Source organism: Planococcus sp. ISL-109 (genome assembly GCF_018613655.1).
Taxonomy (GTDB): domain Bacteria; phylum Bacillota; class Bacilli; order Bacillales_A; family Planococcaceae; genus Planococcus.
This window is the reverse complement of the sequence record NZ_JAGGPW010000004.1, coordinates 497,388-516,497: the sequence shown is the minus strand read 5'-3', so window position 1 is coordinate 516,497 and position 19,110 is coordinate 497,388. Positions and strand designations below refer to the sequence as shown.

Annotated in this window: 20 protein-coding genes and 1 riboswitch; of the genes, 1 reads left to right on the top strand and 19 read right to left on the bottom strand. The window is 46.9% G+C overall.

Annotated elements, in window-relative coordinates; genetic code table 11:
* Nucleotides 1–196: 196 nt before the first annotated feature.
* The 8 genes from prsW to J7E21_RS04320 form a co-directional block, all read right to left on the bottom strand.
* Nucleotides 197–871 (bottom strand): glutamic-type intramembrane protease PrsW, encoded by a 675-nt coding sequence (gene prsW / locus J7E21_RS04355; RefSeq protein ID WP_215105090.1) that lies wholly within the window; start codon nt 869–871, stop codon nt 197–199.
* Between the two features lie 33 nt (nt 872–904).
* A complete protein-coding gene (locus J7E21_RS04350) occupies nt 905–1,873 on the bottom strand; it encodes an asparaginase (protein ID WP_215105087.1) in 969 nt (322 codons plus the stop codon).
* A gap of 28 nt (nt 1,874–1,901) precedes the next feature.
* Nucleotides 1,902–2,876 carry a YpdA family putative bacillithiol disulfide reductase gene (locus J7E21_RS04345; RefSeq protein WP_215105085.1) on the bottom strand — a complete coding sequence of 325 codons (975 nt, stop codon included), beginning with the start codon at nt 2,874–2,876 and terminating at the stop codon, nt 1,902–1,904.
* A gap of 34 nt (nt 2,877–2,910) precedes the next feature.
* The gene (locus J7E21_RS04340) at nt 2,911–3,696 is read right to left on the bottom strand and encodes a metallophosphoesterase (protein ID WP_215105082.1); all 786 of its coding nucleotides are present in this window, start codon (nt 3,694–3,696) and stop codon (nt 2,911–2,913) included.
* Nucleotides 3,697–3,764: 68 nt separating this feature from the next.
* Nucleotides 3,765–4,394, bottom strand: coding sequence for a CBS domain-containing protein (locus tag J7E21_RS04335; RefSeq protein ID WP_215105080.1), 630 nt, complete (start codon nt 4,392–4,394; stop codon nt 3,765–3,767).
* A 61-nt stretch (nt 4,395–4,455) separates the two neighbouring features.
* Nucleotides 4,456–5,205, bottom strand: coding sequence for a LysM peptidoglycan-binding domain-containing protein (locus tag J7E21_RS04330; RefSeq protein ID WP_215105078.1), 750 nt, complete (start codon nt 5,203–5,205; stop codon nt 4,456–4,458).
* 78 nt (nt 5,206–5,283) lie between these two features.
* Nucleotides 5,284–6,711, bottom strand: a complete 1,428-nt coding sequence (locus J7E21_RS04325; RefSeq protein ID WP_215105076.1) for a RecQ family ATP-dependent DNA helicase — start codon at nt 6,709–6,711, stop codon at nt 5,284–5,286.
* Entirely contained in the window at nt 6,708–7,733 is a 1,026-nt protein-coding gene (locus J7E21_RS04320; RefSeq protein WP_215105074.1) for a YpbB family protein, read from the bottom strand. The genes J7E21_RS04325 and J7E21_RS04320 overlap by 4 nt, the downstream gene beginning before the upstream one ends.
* Nucleotides 7,734–7,839: 106 nt before the next feature.
* Here J7E21_RS04320 and J7E21_RS04315 point away from each other — a divergent pair, with 106 nt between their 5' ends.
* A complete protein-coding gene (locus J7E21_RS04315) occupies nt 7,840–8,091 on the top strand; it encodes a ferredoxin (protein WP_215105072.1) in 252 nt (83 codons plus the stop codon).
* A gap of 40 nt (nt 8,092–8,131) precedes the next feature.
* Here J7E21_RS04315 and J7E21_RS04310 read toward each other — a convergent pair whose 3' ends face one another.
* The 11 genes from J7E21_RS04310 to J7E21_RS04260 all read right to left on the bottom strand — a co-directional run bounded on the left by J7E21_RS04310 (nt 8,132) and on the right by J7E21_RS04260 (nt 19,101).
* Complete coding sequence (locus J7E21_RS04310; protein ID WP_215105070.1) at nt 8,132–8,713, bottom strand: ECF transporter S component; 582 nt, start codon at nt 8,711–8,713, stop codon at nt 8,132–8,134.
* A gap of 143 nt (nt 8,714–8,856) precedes the next feature.
* Nucleotides 8,857–8,990, bottom strand: a riboswitch (FMN riboswitch).
* A 76-nt stretch (nt 8,991–9,066) separates the two neighbouring features.
* Entirely contained in the window at nt 9,067–10,221 is a 1,155-nt protein-coding gene (locus tag J7E21_RS04305; protein WP_215105062.1) for a hypothetical protein, read from the bottom strand.
* Entirely contained in the window at nt 10,211–10,744 is a 534-nt protein-coding gene (gene sigX, locus J7E21_RS04300; RefSeq protein WP_215105060.1) for an RNA polymerase sigma factor SigX, read from the bottom strand. Before sigX ends, J7E21_RS04305 begins: the two co-directional genes overlap by 11 nt.
* 47 nt (nt 10,745–10,791) lie before the next feature.
* The gene (locus tag J7E21_RS04295; RefSeq protein WP_215105058.1) at nt 10,792–12,570 is read right to left on the bottom strand and encodes an ATP-binding protein; all 1,779 of its coding nucleotides are present in this window, start codon (nt 12,568–12,570) and stop codon (nt 10,792–10,794) included.
* Nucleotides 12,563–13,279 (bottom strand): response regulator transcription factor, encoded by a 717-nt coding sequence (locus tag J7E21_RS04290; protein WP_215105056.1) that lies wholly within the window; start codon nt 13,277–13,279, stop codon nt 12,563–12,565. The genes J7E21_RS04295 and J7E21_RS04290 overlap by 8 nt, the downstream gene beginning before the upstream one ends.
* 100 nt (nt 13,280–13,379) lie before the next feature.
* Nucleotides 13,380–14,564: a c-type cytochrome biogenesis protein CcsB gene (gene ccsB, locus J7E21_RS04285; RefSeq protein ID WP_215105054.1), complete on the bottom strand. Its 1,185-nt coding sequence runs from the start codon at nt 14,562–14,564 to the stop codon at nt 13,380–13,382.
* Nucleotides 14,561–16,213 (bottom strand): cytochrome c biogenesis ResB family protein, encoded by a 1,653-nt coding sequence (locus tag J7E21_RS04280; RefSeq protein WP_215105052.1) that lies wholly within the window; start codon nt 16,211–16,213, stop codon nt 14,561–14,563. Before J7E21_RS04280 ends, ccsB begins: the two co-directional genes overlap by 4 nt.
* A gap of 13 nt (nt 16,214–16,226) precedes the next feature.
* A complete protein-coding gene (gene resA, locus J7E21_RS04275; RefSeq protein ID WP_285228725.1) occupies nt 16,227–16,778 on the bottom strand; it encodes a thiol-disulfide oxidoreductase ResA in 552 nt (183 codons plus the stop codon).
* Between the two features lie 88 nt (nt 16,779–16,866).
* Nucleotides 16,867–17,598 (bottom strand): pseudouridine synthase, encoded by a 732-nt coding sequence (locus J7E21_RS04270; RefSeq protein ID WP_215105050.1) that lies wholly within the window; start codon nt 17,596–17,598, stop codon nt 16,867–16,869.
* Nucleotides 17,599–17,762: 164 nt separating this feature from the next.
* Nucleotides 17,763–18,353: an SMC-Scp complex subunit ScpB gene (gene scpB, locus J7E21_RS04265; protein ID WP_215105048.1), complete on the bottom strand. Its 591-nt coding sequence runs from the start codon at nt 18,351–18,353 to the stop codon at nt 17,763–17,765.
* On the bottom strand, nt 18,325–19,101 hold the full coding sequence (locus tag J7E21_RS04260; protein WP_215105046.1) for a segregation/condensation protein A: 777 nt from the start codon (nt 19,099–19,101) through the stop codon (nt 18,325–18,327). Before J7E21_RS04260 ends, scpB begins: the two co-directional genes overlap by 29 nt.
* Nucleotides 19,102–19,110: the final 9 nt, after the last annotated feature.

The window sequence follows — 19,110 nt, the reverse complement described above, 5'->3', positions numbered from 1 at the left end:
CTCATCCTAAGTAGTCATTTTATTTTATCATAATCCGCAACTGTATAAACTGAAGTTCTAATTTTAAACTGCCGTCGTCTCGCAAAACGCATGCACCGTGTGACAGCGATGCACACCTCTTATGAATAGGTAATATGTAAAACCGAATAAACGCAAAAAGAAAAAGCCTTGCAGATCAAGGCTTTTTAGGTCACGGTTACTCGGGTGTGTGTTTATGGTAATGGTCGATGGACAAGCGGTGTGCTTGGCGGACTTTGCGCAAGCCGAACCACCATAAAAATAACATGAACGGAACCGCTCCGAAGAGCAGATTGTCGTAGACGTAAAGTGAAGCGTTATAAGCGATATGCAGTGCTGAGGCGGCAACAAGTGCAATCCCCAGCCACCATTTGCTTTCGTTCTTGTTACTGAACTTCGCTTTGCCGAAATAATAACCCATGACCACGCCGAACAGCGCATGGCTCGAAACCGGCAAAAAAGCTCGAAGAAAAGCAGCGCCTAAGCCGAATTCCAGAAGATACAGGATATTCTCCACTGTCGCAAACCCTAAAGACAAGCTGGCACCGTACAAAATCCCGTCATACGGATCTTCAAAATCGATGTGGCGGAATACGGCTACTACCAGAACGATCCATTTGAAGAATTCTTCAAGCAGGCTCGAAAACAAAACTGATTTGACAAACGTGCTTTGAAAAACGCTCTCGGCTTCGAACACATACTGGATAAATAAAATAGGGAATGTCATTATAGCGCCGTATAAAAAGCAATGAAATATCAATTTTGACGGTTCCCCGGCAAACTGATCGCGCAAATAAAAATAACTGAACAATGCGAGTCCGGGCGCAATAGCCACCGTCAACAACTCAAACATATGCGCCCTCCTCCATTCAACTTTAGCGAATCGTTAAATTTCGAAAGCCTGTCGGTCGACCACTTCGTTGCCGGACAATAAAATCGCCAGCTTAATGCGTGCTTTTTTGCTGTCGTAATCACTGCCCAAAATGACGCCGCGTTTCAACAAATCGTGTGCACTTCCCGGGTAACTATACGCCGGATAAGCATTTCCTTCTTCTGCGCTGGTCGTTAGAACAACTGGAACCCCTGATGTGACTGCTCGTTCGATCGCGAACACCATAAGTGGCGAAACTTGGCCTCGGCCAGCTGCTTCCAATACAATGCCTTTCGCCCCACCTTCAAAAAGCATATCGACAATCAAGCCATCTTGGCCGGAATAGCATTTGACGATATCGACACGTGGCATCCCCCCGGGTATCCGGTGAACTTCACGGAACGCCGGTTTTTGATAAATACGCACTTTATCGTTATCGATGATCCCTAAATAGCCATGCCCGAATGAATCGAATCCCTGCAAATTGCTGGCATGTACTTTTTTGACATATTTTGCGCTATAAATCCGCTCATTGAATACGACAACCGTTCCAACCCCTTGAATGACCGGGTCGACCGCAACATAGATAGAGTTGCGCAAATTGGAGTAAACGTCCGTGCCGACCTCTTCCGGCGACCGCTGGCTGCCCGTCACGACCACCGTCCGGTCATCACCAATGGTCAAATCCAGAAAATAAGCCGTTTCTTCCAGCGTATCCGTTCCATGGGTAACAACGACGCCTTCCACAGTAGGATCTTGTAGTTCCGTTAAAATCGCTTGTTTTATGAAGTTCATTTCCGTAAAGCCGATATGCATGCTCGGCAATTGATAAATGTCGATTACTTTTACTTCAATTTCCTCCGGAAGCTGGCATAATTCAGCTAGTTCTTTCCCGGAAATCGCACCAGATTGCAGCAAACCATCTGAAATGGCTTTGCTGGCAATGGTTCCGCCTGTCGTGATCAACGAAACTTTCTTTTTCATAAAGCACCTCTTTCTTGCTTGTTTACAGCTATTCGCGCAGTCGCTCTTGTTTTTCGGCTATGGCTGCGGCTATTTGCTGCCCGTGAAAACGGCCATTTTCAATGAAGATTTCATTGGCATTATTACCGGCTGCAATGACACCCGCAATGAATAAGCCTTCGACATCGGTCTCCATCGTTTCTTCATCAAACGTAGGTCTGCCGCTTGCTTTATCGATTTCGATGCCCATCTGTTCGAGGAAGCGGTGGTCCGGGTGATAGCCGATCATCGCGAATACAAAATCATTCGGCAGCGTTTCTTTCGTATCATTGACCGTCAGTTCCACTTCGCCATCACGGATCTCATCGACAATGGAATCAAACAGCATCGTGATTTCCCCTTTGCGCACCAAGCCGTCGAATTCAGGCAGGATCCACGGCTTAACACTTTTCGAATAACTCGTGCCGTGATAGGAAACGGTCACGCGGCTTCCGGCTTTATGTAATTCGAGCGCTGCATCTACCGCGGAGTTCTTGCCACCGATGATCAGCACATCGCAATCGAAATACGGATGCCCTTCCTTGAAATAATGCATCACTTTCGGCAATTCCGCACCCGGTACATCAAGTGTATTCGGATGATCATAATAGCCTGTCGCCACGACTACATAGCTGGCTGTGTATTGCGATTTTGTCGTCTTGACGAGAAATTTATCGCCCCGTTCGACCGATTCCACTTTTTCGAACGCACGTATGTCCAGCGCGTGGCGCTTGACCACTTCCCTATAATAGACGAGCGCCTGATTGCGCTTCGGCTTGCGGTCTTCCGTAATAAAAGGGACATCTCCGATCGACAGTTTTTCGCTGCTGCTGAAAAACGTCTGATGAGTCGGATAATGATAGATGGCATTGACGATATTGCCTTTTTCGATAATGACGGCGTGCAGTCCCAGTTTCTGAATTTCTATGGCGGCCGATAACCCGCAAGGACCGCCCCCTATAATGATGACGTCAGCATGTTCCATTTAAACCACTCCTGTAGTAATGTCCATATTCATCTTATCCGATTCGAACCGATTGTGCCAAGCGCACATCGCCTTTCGTGGGATGAATTTCAAGCACGTGATATTCCGCAGTTGCTCCGAGGCGCAGCGGCAAAGTAGTTGTGCCAAAGCCATTGCTGACCAACTCAGTAAGTCCTTCCTCACTTTTCAAAACACCCCGGTCGAAAATCCCGAACGGCCCTATGCGGATTTGGCCGCCGTGTGTATGACCGGCAAGCAGCAGGCTTGCCGTGTAGTTGTCTTTCACTTTTTTAAAGATGAAGGGCGTATGGCAGACGAAGATGACGGAATCATCTTTTTGCACTGTTTCAAATGCAGCCGATAAACTGTTCTCGCGAAAAGCAAAATAATCAATACCGACTAATTTTAACCGGGGGTTATCGAATAACACAACCGCCTCATCATCCAGCACTTTCACGCCCTCTTCCTTAAACAGCTTGCGCAGCAACTTTTCGCCTACTTCCCGGTCGTTATTGCCGAAAATATAATAAACCGGTGCGGCTTTCCTCAGAATCCGCAAGTTCTCCCGAATCCGCTCTATTGGAACACCCCGCTCGACAAAATCCCCTCCAATGACGACAAGGTCAACTGGTTCAGTAAACAGCTTACGGTGAAGTGTACGTCGGTGGACATCAGAAATGAACAGCATTTTAAAGGGATCAAAATCGGCTTTTCCAGCTAAGTGGACGACCGCTTGCCTCTTCTTTTCGTTATGGGCATTGCGGTACATGCAAGCGATCAATGCGGCACTTGCTGAAGCCAGTCGTAAAAACCATTTCATGATGTACATCCTTTCCAAATCAATAAAAAAACATAAGCTGTGCTTATGCTCTCTGTTTCAACCGCTATTCAGTCTTGCGTAATATCGAGAATGCGGAAACCGGATTTTTCCAGCTCTTTTGTGAATTTGTCAATATTGTTTTTCTTTTTCACCTTCAAGACGATGCGTCGCACGACTTTATCGGTTTCATCGAACGTTACGAGTGAGACGACCGACTCTTTGTATTTCTCGATGATTTCCCCGAGGCGGCCGATGCGCCCTTCAGATTCAACTGATGTGAACGTGATGCGGAATCCAGACTGTTGCATCCCGAAAGCACTTTGCAATTGATTTACCACATCAAAGCGCGTAACGATCCCTAAAAACTTCCCTTCGTCGACAACGGCAATAATCGGAAAATCACGCAATTCGACGAGCGCTTTTTCGTAAACATCATTGATGTTCAAATAAACATCTTGGTTGACCATAATGTCTTTTATTTTTGTCGAACGGATAAATTCGTCTTTGTTTGCATTGGAATAGAAAAAGGCACGGTACGCATGGTACCAAGTGAAAATACCTTTAAACTCCTGACCTTCGACAACGGGCAGCGCGTCTACGGAATGCTTCTCCAGCAACTCGAGCCCTTTTTCCATCGTATCTTCTGGGCGGACGGTATAACATTTTTCTTTTTTCACTAACGCACTCTTAACGAACATCTGCTCACCTCTTTTTACATTTATTGTATCTTTTTCCTATCAGGCGGCATGTAACCTCATTTTACGGCAAAATCAATGTTTGTCCCGGGCTAATATCGTTCGATCCCAAACCGTTCGCTTGTTTAATCTTTTCTACTGCTGCGGCCGCTCCGCTCGCCCCGTAATTATTGACAGCGATGCGGTATAGCGTCTCACTCGATTGAACGACAATCGTTTTGCCGCCGGCCGGCGGAGTTTCTTGTTCCGTTTCTGTTTTCTCTTCAGCTTGCTTTTTCTCTTCTGCTTGCTTTTTCTCTTCTGCTTGCTGTTGTGCAAGTACTTTTGCTTGTGCTTCAGCTTCTTCGCGCTCTTTTTGTTCAGCGGCTGCGATTTCTTGGGCTTTTTTGTCCGCTTTCGCCGCAGCTTGTTGTTTCTCTTCTTCAGCGGCTTTCGCTTCGCGTTCACGGGCTCTTTCTTTTAGTTCTTTTTGTTCGGCAGCTTCTTTAGCTTTCAACTCTCCTGCATCTTCTGTCGAATCTTCGGAAGCAGCGAGTACTGTGCCACTTGCTGGAGGCTGAGAGTTCAATTCAAAACTGACTTCATTCTCATTGGTTTTGGCAGTTAACGTGTCATCCGGTTCATAATAAAACGCAACATAAATCAATAAAGTGACCGGAATCAAAATAAAGATGAAAAACAAGGACGGCAACAACAAGCCCTTGCTTTTGGCTTTCGGTGCCTGGCGTGAACGCCTCGACAACTCTGCCATTCGTTCCTGCGACAATTCCTGACGATTTTTCTCCATCGATTCATGATATTTATCGTTTCCCATTCCACGACTACCCCTATCTGTACTAATATATCTATTATGACGAAAAAAAACTTATTTGTAAATAATAGAATATAAATTTCATATAGGGAGAATGGCCTTTAATCGCTCTTGCCATGACGGGGCCGAATCGCGTTTTGGCTCCGGTCGATGCGCTTTAAAAAGCTCGTGGTCAATTCCGTGAAAACCGCAGCAATTAGGCGGTATGACAGGCGTTTCTTGATCGAAGCTGGCACTTATAAACTGGCGCAGACAGCCCTTTTCGTGGACCAGCTGACGGATTGTGCTGGCTTGACGGAGCTTTTCCTTTTTCAATAGCTCCATCTGGTTCAAAGTGCCTTCCATAGAGATGCGTTCACGCCAATAGATGAGGATCCGATAAGCTGTTTCCCGCACCAAGCCTTGTTCGACCAGCTGTTTTGCTTCTGCGCCTGCTGCATAAATCAATTCCACTTCATGACGTTCAGGCAAGTCATCCAACACCAAGCTTTCGATAAGCCGTTCGTCTCCATCCACGTATAGCAAAGTCGCAAGGGATGGCTTGCCGTCACGTCCTGCTCTTCCGACTTCCTGGACGTAGCCTTCAATTGATGACGGGAGCTGAAAATGTATCACCTGGCGAATATCCGGGATATGGACGCCCATGCCGAAAGCATTCGTAGCACATACCCACTCCAATTCTTTGTTGTGGAATTGCTGTTGCACAAAAATACGATCTTGCTGTTCCATTCCACCGTGATAAAAAGCCGCTTGAATTCCGTGATCCAGCAGACGGCTCGCCAATTCCTGAGATCTTTTCCGGGTGCCGGCGTAAATAATTCCTGGCCCTCCATAATTTTTTACCATCCTCAATAATTGTTCTATTTTTTCTTTCTCATTCTCGAACTTCCGGATATCGTAGCTGATATTCGGGCGATCCATCGGGTGTGCATAAATAAACGGCTGCCTCAGTTTTAAATAACGCTGTATTTCATCGGTAACTTTATCGGTGGCCGTCGCAGTCAATGCAAGCGTCTGCGGATTCCCTAAAGAGGGCAATACCTCTGAAATCCGCAAATAATCAGGACGAAAATCAAAGCCCCATTGGGAAATGCAATGGGCCTCATCAGCTACAAGCAAAGATATTCCGATCCCCTTCAGTTTCCCGAGAACATAAGGTTGGACAAGCATTTCCGGTGCGATGAAAATGAACCGGTATTGTTCGAGCGTCTTCCATACCCGCTCCCGTTCATCCGGTTTCATAAACGAATTGATCGCCACAACCGATTTCTCCCCCATTTTTTTCAATTGGGCAACCTGGTCCTGCATGAGTGACAAAAGCGGTGAAACAATGACAACCGCTCCCGGCAAAACTTTCCCCGGCAATTGATAGCACATCGATTTCCCCATACCTGTCGGCAACAACGCCAAAACGTCCCGGCCAGCAAGCACTTGTTCAATCACTTCTTTTTGTCCTGGCCGGAACTCAGTAAATCCATATGAATCGTATAACAGCTTCTCCAAATTCACTTCCCGGCACCTCTCATCGCCAGCGCCAAACGAATCTGGAAATAACTCGCTTCCGGCAACTGCTGTTTAATATCGCGCAGGCGCATGGTCTTCAACTCCTCGCTGGTCTTATGGATCATCTCGTAGACTGTCGCATCCATGAATAGTGTATAAAGAAAAGCCGGGTCGTTCATCGCCAGCTCCACAAAATGATCTTCAATGGTGCTCGTTTTCAACTGGCGCAGTTCCGCAATTTGTTGAAGCGAAAATCCCCGTTCAAATAAACTTTGAGTTCGTTTCGCCGATTCTGTTAAAGCAGACTGCTGAATCACGCCCTCAAGCAGACTTATTAATAAAGGGGGCTGGTGTTCTTCCAGAACGGCCAGCGAGGCATGCAGCACTTCCACAGCCGCCAGCTGTGCATCGATTGGAAAAATTTTCCCTCGATTGGCTATTTGATCCCATGTAAGGCCGCCGATATTGAACCCTGACAGTCGCTCAATTATAATGTCTTTTTGCCATGACGCTGCATCAGCCCGTTCCAACATGCTCTCCAATTGCATTCTGAATTCATGCTGAACAACGGAATCGCGGAAATGGATGCGGTGTAAATACGTTTTTACCCAATTTTGAATCGCTTCATCGGAAACGACCGGGTCAAACCGGTTTTGCCCTTGTATAAAACAAGACATCGTTTGGACGATTAACGACAAGCGAGCAAAAAAGCGCCTTTCGTTTCCTCTGTATTTCCAGCCGTTCAAGGGCGTCGTTGGCAATGGGACCTCGAATCCCCGAGCCGTGAGCCGGACCTGCTCCGCTTCCGGCTCGAGCATGCCTGTCGACTGCAGCCGCGCGACTGCCGCTAGGTAATCAGACTTCTCCAATTTGGGAAGCACGCCAAAAAAAGGATGCAAATTGAAATAGCCGATATCCTGAATGGTTTGGCCTGATTTTTTTCCTTTAATTAAATGATAGGGGGAAGAAATGGTCCGCTGACCGTCGACCGCTTTCATTATTGCTAAAACGACTTCATCGAATCGCACAGAAACAACCTCCCGGCGGTTTTGGGTTGAAAAACAGATGGAACATCTATAGAATAAAAACGATAGTATAACTGAACTTGTTCGGAGATAAAGGAGAGGAACTGGAATGGCTAAATATACCATTGTTGATAAGGATACGTGCATCGCTTGTGGAGCATGCGGAGCTGCAGCACCAGATATTTATGATTATGATGATGAGGGCATCGCTTTCGTTATTCTTGATGATAACATGGGGACTGAACAAGTACCAGATGAGCTGTTGGAGGATATGGAAGACGCATTCGAAGGGTGTCCGACCGATTCCATTAAAGTTGCAGACGAATCATTTGAAGGCAATCCATTAAAATACGAAGATTAATAAAAAGCGGCTGTAAGAGTAAATCTTACAGCCGCTTTTTTTATGACAAATAATAGGAACGCTGTTTTTCAATCCACGTATGCATACTGCCGAAAATCAACAAGACGACCGTAGTTAATGCCAGGCCTTTGATCAAATTAAATGGCAGGATACCGAGTACGATGGTTGTATAGAGCGCACTGCCCGTCTGCGCGGGCATATTGAGGAAATACGTATACATCGGCAAAAACACGAAATAATTGAGTATGCTCATTCCGATAGCCATCGAAAGAGTCCCAATCACCAATCCGAATGCAATGCCTTTTTTAGTCGAAACTTTACGGTAAATGGCGTAGACTGGCAAAATGAACAGGAGGCTCGTAGCAAAATTCGCCATGTGGCCTACAGGTACACCTGTCGGGCTTCCGGAAAAAATCCAGTCCAATACGTTTTTAAAGAATGCGACTAGCACTCCGGCGACTGGCCCCATTGTAATGGCCGCGATAAGTGCGGGCACATCACTGAAATCCACTTTCAAAAATGCTGGCAATGCCGGCAGTGGAAAATTGAAAAGCATCAATACAAATGAGATGCTGCTCAGCATACCGACAACGATCATCGATTGCAATTTCTTGTTCTTCATAATCCTCTCTCCTTGTCGTGATTCACCAGAAGAAAGATTCGGACGCACACGGCCATTAGAAATCCCTTAAGCACAAGCGCTTAAGGGAGAATAGGCACACCAAATAAACGGTCCACTTAATAATAAGCGGCATACGTCCGTACCTTCACCTTCTCCCATCCAGACTATACTGTCGGCTTTGGAATTTCACCAAATCCTGCTTTTTACGGCTCGCGGGCTGATGGACTCTTGTCCAATTACCGCCGGTAGGGACTTTCACCCTGCCCCGAAGATGAATCGATAATTTTTTATACAAGTCAATCTTATAAAAAAATGGCAACAATGTAAACCGTCCTGCTTACATTGTTGCCGTTTTATTTTTGTGGCCAGTCGATGCGGTTTGGTGCAACCGGCAATTCGATCGGGCCTGCGAATTCAAAACCGCCCCATTCAGGTTGAATGATATTTTCAAATTGCAGGGAAACTTCGTAAGATTCCGCGGTCAAGGCCATGCTTTCGATCATTTGCATCGCCTCTTGTTCATCAAGCGCCAGAAGATCGAGTGGTTCATCGAAGACGACCGTCAAAGCATCCCCCAGTTCTTCAACTGCATAGCCGATTTGTGAAGGAACCGGGCTTGCGTAATCATCATTTGGCGCATTCTGCAAAGCCAGCAGTGCATCTTTTGCCTGCGCTTCCGATAACCCATAAGCAGGCGCTAAATATTGCCATTGTGCAGAAGCGAGCACATAAAAGCTTTTCCCCTGCTCACCCGGAATTATCGGATTGGCAACGCCCAGATGGGAAAACTCTGCCGCTGTGCCTTCCTCATTCAGGATATGGATTTCCTGCTGATCCATGAACGTTTCCTCCAAGCTGTACAAATACAATAGCGTGGAAGCTGAACCTTCGTCGTAAGGGTGATTATTCGGCAAGAAATGGTTGAGGCGTTCAGCATCCTGCTGGAAATTCCCTTCGAAAGGATGATATTCATTAAAGCCCAGCTGTGTTTCATCGATTTGTTCCGCAAATTGATCGTATAAAGCGAGTGAACCGGAGGCTGATGGCACTTGTCCATTCGGAATCAGAAAACTCACCGGCACCACATAAGCTTGATGCGCCAAACCGATGCGAAACAGCTGACCTTCCGCCAAATCGCTTTCATACACCGCTGTTCGCAATGCATCCGTTTCGGGCGGAACCGCATATTCCGGCTCATCCCCGCCCGGCGCGGCTTTTTCCGTTTCCGCTTGGTCGGTCGACATTGTAGATTGAGATTCATCGGTTGCCGGCTCGCTGATGCTTGAATCGTTTCCATCTTGCTGCAATAAGGAAACGACCAAGACGCTGATGCTGAAAAATGCCACGATGGCCACAAGCAGAGGCAGCCACCGTTTCGGCTGCCTTGCTGCCGGTTTTGTTTGGGCTAACTGTTTATACACTTCGGCTTTAGGCCGTTCATCTTGGATTTCGGGGAAATCCCGCAACAAATTTTCGATTTCTTCATCGTTCCATTTGTCATTCGGCATATTCTCCTCCTCCTTCTGCTACGCTTAATTTTTGACGTAGGGACCGGATTGCACGGTGCTGGGTCGTTTTCACTTTTCCTTCCGACCAGCCAAGGACCTCGGAGGTTTCAGCGATGGAAAGGTCTTGAAAGTAGCGCATGATGATGACCAGTTTTTGGTCTCCCGTGCACAAATCAAGCATGTGATAAAGTCGGATTTTATCTTCATTTAGCAAGGAAACTTCTTCCGGAATGCGTTCAGAAGATACCAATTGTTGAGTTTCCCAATCGAAGAAATCCATCGAATGCTTTTTTCGCACGGCCGTTTTTCGGAAATGATCGATTGCTACATTTTTAGCGATTGAAAAAAGCCAAGTTTTTTCTGAACTTTTCCCTTGGAAACGATCGTATGCCCGAAATACCCGAACATACACTTCATGCATCAAATCCTCTGCCAAATGCCGGTCCTTTACTAAATAGACGAGAAACTGAAAAACGTCCTGATGGTATTGGTCGTAAAGCCGGTGAAACACGGAGTCATTCACGTAACTCCCCCCGTCCCTTGGATTAGTCGTCGACTTGCCAAAAAAAGTTACATCTTCGTGATCGGCAGTGTGAAGATGAAGGAAGTGCCTTTGCCGAGTATGCTTTCGACATGGATTTCCCCAGCATGCGCTTTAATGATATTGCTGGCAATCGCCAAGCCCAGTCCTGTACCGCCTGTACCAAGCGTACGAGCTTTATCTGCTTTATAGAAACGTTCAAAGACAAATGCCAAATCTTCTTGTGAGATTCCAGCTCCTGTATCGTTCACCGATACTTTTGCGTAGTCTCCAGTTTGTTCGACACGCACGCATACTTGCCCTCCTTGTGGCGTATGGCGAAGTGCATTATCGATCAAATTGGTCATCACTTGTTCGATGCGGTCTTCATCCAAGTCGGCAGCTGCCCAGTCATCGATTTCACTCGTGAAGCTAAGTGTGATGCCATTTTCTTTTGCAGCTTGAGCAAATTTATTGGTCATGCGCTCAATAACGGTATTGAATTGAACAAGCTCTTTGTAAAGCCTCATATGGCCGGATTCCATGCGGGCCAAATTCAATAGATCCGTCACCAGGCGACCCATGCGCTGAGATTCCTCATAGATGATCTTAGTCATTTCATTGCGTTCCTCATCACTTGCGCCGACGTCATCAAGAAGCGCTTCGCTATAGCCTTGAAGCATCGCAATCGGCGTGCGGAGTTCATGGGAAACATTGGCGATAAAGTCTTCGCGCAATTTTTCCAACCGGTGCTGTTCGGTCATATTGTGAAGCACCGCTACCGCCCCGCGCACGCTTTGCCCTCCATACAGCGGACTGAAGTTGATGGCATAGTAGGCGCCTTCAATTTCAAGTTCTTCTTCTATTTCCTCCTGGAATGTCAAGACATGATCAAGCATATGCAGCATTTCCGACGGCAAAGCTTTCGAATCCGTTTTCCCGCCTTTTTGCAACCATTGGTGCAGCAACTTTTCGGCAGGGGGATTGCTCAGCAGAATCGTTTTATCCTGGTTAAATGTAATAACCGCATCTGCCATTGATGTCAAGATGCTCGACAACTGTTCTTTTTCCTGATTGATTACTTCTACGTGATCTTTTAACTGCCTGCCCATCTGGTTAAACGCAATCGCCAATTGGCCGATTTCGTCTCCTGATGACACTTTCACTTTCGTATCAAAATTCCCTTTGGCGAGTTCGAACGCCCCTTCTCTCATATTGCGGAGCGGCGAGGTGATGCGCGTCGACAGGAAAAAGGCAAAAATCGTCGTCAATAGCAAGGCGAGGAAAGCAGAAAGAAAGACGATATTCGTCGTCCGTTCAGCCGTTCGGTCCATTACTTCCAACGATTGATAAATGAATACCGTTCCATGCAGTTCATCATTGGTTTGCAATGGGGAAGCCATAACGATGTATGATTCCATGCGATCTGATTCTGACAAGGACGGCAGCAACATTTCCTTGGTCACGGGTTCATTACTTTCGAACACGGTTTGGAACTCGGGTTCGCTGATAATTTTTTCCCTAATTTCCTCGCCATTCAATCCGTCATGCAGAAAATAGGAAATAGAGCCAGGCTCTTCAGCAATCACGGCATTGGTCTCATCTCCCAACACTTCGCCGACGATCGAAAGCGTGCTGTCCCCTTCGTAGTCATTAAAGATCCGGGCAATCATATTCGCTTCATTATGGAGTGCTTCTTCGACGGTTTCACTATGGAAATTGCCGAGAAACTCCAATAACAGGACGGTTACAATAAACAGGACAAAGGAAACGAGAAGCAAAATGGTTACCCACAGCTTCCCGACGATACTATTCCATATTCTATTCATTGCCGACCTCGAATTTGTATCCGACGCCCCAAACCGTGACAATCATTTTAGCGGCGGATTCAGATACGCGGTTCAGTTTTTCACGCAAGCGCTTAACGTGCGTGTCAACGGTACGCAAATCACCAAAAAAGTCATAATGCCATACTTCTTTCAGCAGGTGCTCCCGGTCGAACACTTTATCCGGGGATTTCGCGAGAAAATACAGCAATTCGTATTCTTTCGGAGTTAAGTTCACTTCGACACCATCCGCCGTTACGCGGTGTGCGTCGTGATCGATCGTTAAATGGGGGAACACGACCAAGTCTTTCGATACGCTCGAGCTTGTCGTCGGCGAATACGCGGAAGACCGGCGCAAAATCGCTTTGACCCGCAGCACCACTTCCCGTGGGCTGAACGGCTTGACGATATAATCGTCGGCTCCGGATTCAAATCCTTCCACGCGGTTCGCTTCCTCCCCTTTAGCAGTCAGCATAATGATCGGCGTCATTTTTGTCTCGCGAAGTTCTGTCGCCACTTCAATACCATTCTTCTCCGGCATCATGAGGTCGAGCAAGATGCAATGGTAATCGGTTTCTAATGCTTTCTCCATTGCTTCCACGCCGTTTTCAGCTTCTTCTACCATATATCCTTCGCGCTCTAAATACATTTTCAATAAGCGGCGGATTCTTTCTTCATCGTCTACTACAAGAATTTTAATTTCTTCAGACATGCTAACCCCTCCAACTTTCATCTCAATAGTTTCATTGTACCGATAAGGGTTCTAAAAATAAACAAAAAGCCTTTTCCATTGAAGGAAAAGGCTTTTTTCGTCAAGCGTACGAGTGCAATCCTGCAATAATCAAGTTCACCGCCACCAAGTTGAACATGATGATGACAAATCCGATCACCGCAAGCCATGCAGACTTTTCGCCTGCCCACCCTCTGCCGAGCCGCAAATGCAAATACGCAGCGTAGAACAAAAATGTAACCAGTGCCCAAACTTCTTTCGGATCCCAACCCCAGAAGCGCGACCACGCAATTTGCGCCCAGATCATGGCGAAAACCAACGCACCGAGCGTGAAGATCGGAAAGCCAATAATGACTGCCCGGTAATTGATTTCATCCATCAACTGCAAATTCACATTTTTTGTAAAAGGCTGCAGCATCGCGGAGATCCGTTTGCGGAAAATCAGTCGAATCAATAAATACAAAACCGTTCCGACCAGTACAGACCAGAAGACCGTCGTCAATTTACCAGCATGGATGACCGGTGGCATTTCCACAAGCGGTGTAAATGTCCCATCGGAAAGCGACTCGTAATCGTTCATGCCGAAAATCGCTGGCATATTGTAAGTGATTTGAGAAGCTTGCTCATCTTTGTTGACATAAGCGAAATCCGCTTCGTAATTCGTCAAAGTGAAAAACGTGCTGATAATGATGAAGCCGAGCACGAGTACTAGCGAGTACATAATCGCTTCGAGCCAGAAGCGCTGTTTCGATTTTTTCTTTTGATCGATGACTTTGAGCAGATAAATCAAGCCCGCCGCTGCACTGATCGCAAGAATCCCTTCCGCGATGACGACTGTAATGACGTGAATCGCCAGCCAGTTGGTCTGAAGCGCTGGAATCAAAGGACTCACTTCACTCGGGAACATGCTTGCATAAGCAATGATTAACAGCGCGACCGGCAAGACGATCATACCGAGGACAGCCGTCCGGTAAAGTGCGTAAAGTATGATGAATCCACCGACAAGAGTCATCCCGAATGCAGTCGTGAATTCGAACATATTACTGATAGGGGCATGCCCTGTTACTATCCAGCGTGTGATGAAATAGCCAAGCTGCGAGAGGAAGCCGATGACTGTGATGGTGATGGCCACTTTGCCCCAACGCTGCTCTGATCTGAAAGAGCCTTCTTTATTGCCTTTGACCGCTCCTCCGAAAATAACGGTTGCTATCAAATAAGCGATAAACGCTACGTATAATAAATTGGAGCTAATATCGGCTAACGTCATGTCAATTGTTCACCTTCCCTTTTCTCCTGCGCTTCCAAATCTTCCTGCTGGTCGCGATAAGCTGGAAGAGAAGCGTGTTCATTTACTTGATCCAAATCTTTCTTTAAGCCAAACCAGTTTTTGTTTGTGTGTCCTGCAAGCAGGATGCTGCCATCCTGCTGTTGCTGGATCCAGAAGCGGCGATGGTTGAAATACATCCCTTGTGCGACGCCGATCATGAAGATCAAACCGCCGAGCCCAAGAATCGGTAATGTGCGGTCTTTGCGCACCGTCAAGCCGGATGCATCTCGTGTTTCTACGCTCTGGAACGCCAGTTTATAGTCGTTGTCGCCCAAAGGCTCGACCGTATTTTGGATCGTGATGAAACTGGTTTCCCCGTCCGGCGTATCCGGTGTCGTCATCTTGACGAGGAATCCTGGATTTTTCGGAAGCGGCGACGCTGTTTGCGGTTCCCCATTCTCGAAACCGGAGAAGTCCGGGTAATAGCCGAGCAATTCGACTACCGATCCATCCGCAAGTTCATAATTCGTTTCTGGATTCACCAGGTCGATTGTCAGATCGCCGCTGCTGTCGCCTGTTTCTTTGTTTTCCAGTGCAAAGCTCATTGTGCTGAATTCATCTTGGCGGAAGTCCATTTGATAAAGCGCATAGCCATCGAACTTAAACGGCTGATTGACGCGGATCGGGTATTCTTCTACCACTTCCATCTCGTCCGTATCGCCAGGCAATGCACCTTCTGGAATTTTATAAAGCACAACATCCGTCTGGTAATTTTTCGCTACCGTTCCTACGCGTTCAATGGCTTCGCCGAATTTCTCCTGTTCGCCTTCACCCGTATAGGTTTCTAGTGTAAAGCCTTTGCTTTCAAGCACATACCCCGGTGCATCCGGAATGGCACGCGTCTCACCTTCTCGGATCCACAATGTTTCATCCACGTAAAAACCGGGAATCATGCGCAGCATAACGCCGAACAGAAAGATGATCAATCCAATATGGTTAACATAAGGGCCCCACCGCGAAAAACGGCCTTTTTCAGCTAGCAGGCCGTTCTTATCGGTCGACACTTTGTATTTCAGCTCGCTCAACTTCTCTTCCGCTTTTTGCAACGTATCTTCTTGTCCCGGTCCGTGTCCATAAATCCGTTGCTTGCGCATAAAACTTGGATGGCGCAAGACCCGCTGGTTTTTCAGTGATCTGTAGAGCGGCACGAAACGATCCAAGCTTGCAATAATCAACGAAATCGCCAACATCCCGACCAGTCCGATAAACCAGAACGAATTGTACATATCATGGAAGCCTAAGGCATGGTAGACCGTTCCGACCGTTCCATAAATATCGGTATAATATGCTTCAATAGTAGCTTCCGTGTTCGCCGGCACATATTGCTGCTGCGGCAGAATCGTACCTAGTGCCGCGGCGATCAATAAGATGATGATAATGCTGACACCGATTTTTACACTGGAAAAGAAGTTCCATATTTTGTCGATAACCGATTTATTGTATGTCTGTGACCGCCTTGCCGTACCTTCGTAACGCATGTCGGCTAATTCCTTATTTTCTTCCTGTTCGTTAAGCGGCCGCCCGCACGATTCGCAGAGAACCGTGCCTGGTGGATTTTCATGGCCGCATTTGCAAAGCAATTTGTCCATCCAAAAAATCTCCTTATTCAGGTTTGATTTCTTCCATAAAACCTGCGATGTCCTGTTCTGTCATTTCACCGGTGACGATGCGCTCGATTTTGCCTTCCGGGTTCACTAGCATCGTCGTTGGAAGCGGGCGGATGTTATATGCAGTCATGACGCTTTTATCGCGGTCGATAACAATCGGGAAATTGAGTCCATATTGGCGAGCGAACGTTTCCACTTCAAAATTCGATTGTGCAATATTAACTGCGAGAATTTGGACACCTTGCTCTCGATATACATCGTATTGGCTGGCCATCGCCGGCATCTCTCTAACGCATGGCTCGCACCATGTGCCCCAGAAATTCAAGAATACGCCTTGTCCTTCGTACTCCGACAATTTATGGGATTCCCCGTTCAAATCCGTCAGTGTAAAATCAGGTGCCTGGTCTCCCACTTTCAACACTTCTACTTCCCCGGCTGTCACGCTATTGTAAATAGTGTAGCCGATAGCAGCGATCAAAAGCAGCAAAATGGCTGTACGCATAATCGTTCTATTTTGTTTTTTGTTTCGTTTTTTTTCCATACTCATGAGAATCCTCCTTCGAAGGAAAGATGCAACCCAATTATAACAAAGTTTCTCTAGTCACCTGAATCGAGTTTTGAAGGGTTTGTGAACGTTAGTGCCTTTTTCCAGTATCCGCCAAAACACGCAATAATTTCACTTCGTGCGGGCTGAGCTCTCTTGATTCGCCTGCATTAAGTCCATGCAATGTCAAAAAGGCGAATTGTTCACGGCTCAATTTCTGCACAGGGAAGCCGATTGCCTCGAACATGCGGCGGACTTGGCGGTTACGGCCTTCATGGATGGTGATTTGGACGATGGCTTTTGCCGCTTTGCGTTCTGCTGACAATAGCTTCACCTTGGCCGGTGCCGTCATGCCATCTTCCAATTTAATGCCGCGCTCAAGCTTTTGCAGGTCTTCCCTTTCCGGAATCCCTTTCAAACGGGCAACATATGTTTTATCGATTTCAAACTTCGGGTGCGTCAGGCTATTCGCGAATTCGCCGTCATTGGTCAAGAGCAATAGCCCTGACGTTTCGTAGTCAAGACGCCCGACCGGGTAAATGCGCTCTTCGACGTTCGGGAAAAATTCAGTCACCACTTTGCGGTTTTTGTCATCGGAAACAGCTGAAATGACGCCTCTCGGCTTGTAAAGCAGAAAATAGACTTTGCGTTCTTTCTCCAGCTGGACACCTTCTACTTCTATTTTATCGGACGCTGATACTTTGACGCCCAATTCTTTTATTGTTTTTCCATTCACTCTTACTTTACCGTCCAAAATCATTTGTTCAGCTTTGCGCCTCGATGCAATCCCTGCATGAGCCAGCACTTTTTGTAATCTTTCCATTTAACCGTTCACCTCATCTATTTATTTGTCGATCGCATATGCCATCGATTCCGAAAATTTCCGTCCATCTACACGAAATTATGTCACAATTCCAAGTAAAGAGAAAGCGCATAGCTCAAACGAAAAGAAGACTGTTTGCGCGTCCCAGTCTTCCCAGTAAGCCATTATGCGTTTACTTCTTCTTTGAAAGCTTCTTGAAACTTCGTCATGAAAAGATCGGTTTCTTCATCCGCCTCATCCGCCAGTTCTTCCGGCAGCGGAGGCAGCTCCTCCAGGTTTTTCAAGCCGAAATAATTCAGGAATTCCACTGTCGTGCCGTAAAGAATGGCCCGCCCGGTTCCTTCTGCCCGTCCGCATTCTTTGATCAATCCTTTGCCAGCCAGTGTAGCAAGTGCTTTTTCACTCTTCACTCCACGCAAATCCTCAAGTTCCACTCGCGTAATCGGCTGTTTATAGGCAACAATCGCCAACACTTCCAGCGAGGCCTGAGACAAGGATTGGACGCTCGGGTTTTCGACCAGTTTCTGGATCGTTTCAGCCAGCTCCGGCTTGGTGACCAATTGATAGACACCCGCTAGCTCTTTCAGCATGATACCGTGTGCTTGTTGATCATAGAGATTTTTCAATTCCATTAGCGCCTGTTCGATTTGTTCTGCCGACGTACCCGTCAAAAACTGCAACTGGCTAAAATTGAGTCCGTCATCCCCTGTGACAAATAATAGCGCTTCAATTTGGCCCGAAAGATTCTTCTTCATCTTGCCACGTTTCCTTTCTCAGTTCCACCGACAAATCAGTGAAGTTTTTTTGCTGTTCTACTTTAATCACTTGCCGCTTCATCAATTCAAGCAGTGATAGGAACGAAACGACGAGCACTGTCCGATCATCCGATGGAAACAGCTCAGAAAAACTGGCACGGCCGTTGCGTGATTTCAAGAGGCTGACCATCGTGCCCATCTGCTGTTTGATCGATAGTTCCTGTCTTGCGACGCGTGTTGCGAGAGGCGCCCTCAATTGTTTCCTGCGCAGCATCTTTTGAAATGCGCTGAGCATATCGTATGCATTGGCATCAATATCGACAGGTGCCGGCTGCTGCTCCTGCAATTCCGACAAATCGTCCGGTGCTTTCGAATACAGGACCGCACGGGCGTTTTCCATCTTTTTCAGTTCACCTGCCGCTTCCTTGTACTTTTTGTATTCGATCAACCTGGACACCAATTCATTCCGGGGGTCTTGTTCTACAAATTCATAATCGACTTCCTCAAGCTCTCCTTCATGCACCGGCAGCAGCGTCTTGCTTTTGATGGCTAGGAGTGTTGCCGCCATCACCAAGTATTCGCTCGCTTCGTTGAGTTCGAGCACTTGCATTGCGCGGATATGCTCCATATACTGTGTAGTGATTTGGGAAACCGGGATGTCGTAAATATCAATTTCCAAACGATGGATTAAATGCAATAATAAATCAAGAGGACCTTCAAAGGCTTCCACTTTCACTTCGTAAGACATACTCTGACC

Coding starts and splice junctions, on each gene's coding strand:
- prsW (WP_215105090.1), bottom strand. CDS start 871: ATGTTTGAGTTGTTGACGGTGGCTATTGCGCCCGGACTCGCATTGTTC.
- J7E21_RS04350 (WP_215105087.1), bottom strand. CDS start 1,873: ATGAAAAAGAAAGTTTCGTTGATCACGACAGGCGGAACCATTGCCAGC.
- J7E21_RS04345 (WP_215105085.1), bottom strand. CDS start 2,876: ATGGAACATGCTGACGTCATCATTATAGGGGGCGGTCCTTGCGGGTTA.
- J7E21_RS04340 (WP_215105082.1), bottom strand. CDS start 3,696: ATGAAATGGTTTTTACGACTGGCTTCAGCAAGTGCCGCATTGATCGCT.
- J7E21_RS04335 (WP_215105080.1), bottom strand. CDS start 4,394: ATGTTCGTTAAGAGTGCGTTAGTGAAAAAAGAAAAATGTTATACCGTC.
- J7E21_RS04330 (WP_215105078.1), bottom strand. CDS start 5,205: ATGGGAAACGATAAATATCATGAATCGATGGAGAAAAATCGTCAGGAA.
- J7E21_RS04315 (WP_215105072.1), top strand. CDS start 7,840: ATGGCTAAATATACCATTGTTGATAAGGATACGTGCATCGCTTGTGGA.
- J7E21_RS04310 (WP_215105070.1), bottom strand. CDS start 8,713: ATGAAGAACAAGAAATTGCAATCGATGATCGTTGTCGGTATGCTGAGC.
- J7E21_RS04305 (WP_215105062.1), bottom strand. CDS start 10,221: ATGCCGAATGACAAATGGAACGATGAAGAAATCGAAAATTTGTTGCGG.
- J7E21_RS04295 (WP_215105058.1), bottom strand. CDS start 12,570: ATGAATAGAATATGGAATAGTATCGTCGGGAAGCTGTGGGTAACCATT.
- J7E21_RS04290 (WP_215105056.1), bottom strand. CDS start 13,279: ATGTCTGAAGAAATTAAAATTCTTGTAGTAGACGATGAAGAAAGAATC.
- ccsB (WP_215105054.1), bottom strand. CDS start 14,564: ATGACGTTAGCCGATATTAGCTCCAATTTATTATACGTAGCGTTTATC.
- J7E21_RS04280 (WP_215105052.1), bottom strand. CDS start 16,213: ATGGACAAATTGCTTTGCAAATGCGGCCATGAAAATCCACCAGGCACG.
- resA (WP_285228725.1), bottom strand. CDS start 16,778: ATGAGTATGGAAAAAAAACGAAACAAAAAACAAAATAGAACGATTATG.
- J7E21_RS04270 (WP_215105050.1), bottom strand. CDS start 17,598: ATGGAAAGATTACAAAAAGTGCTGGCTCATGCAGGGATTGCATCGAGG.
- scpB (WP_215105048.1), bottom strand. CDS start 18,353: ATGAAGAAGAATCTTTCGGGCCAAATTGAAGCGCTATTATTTGTCACA.
- J7E21_RS04260 (WP_215105046.1), bottom strand. CDS start 19,101: ATGTCTTACGAAGTGAAAGTGGAAGCCTTTGAAGGTCCTCTTGATTTA.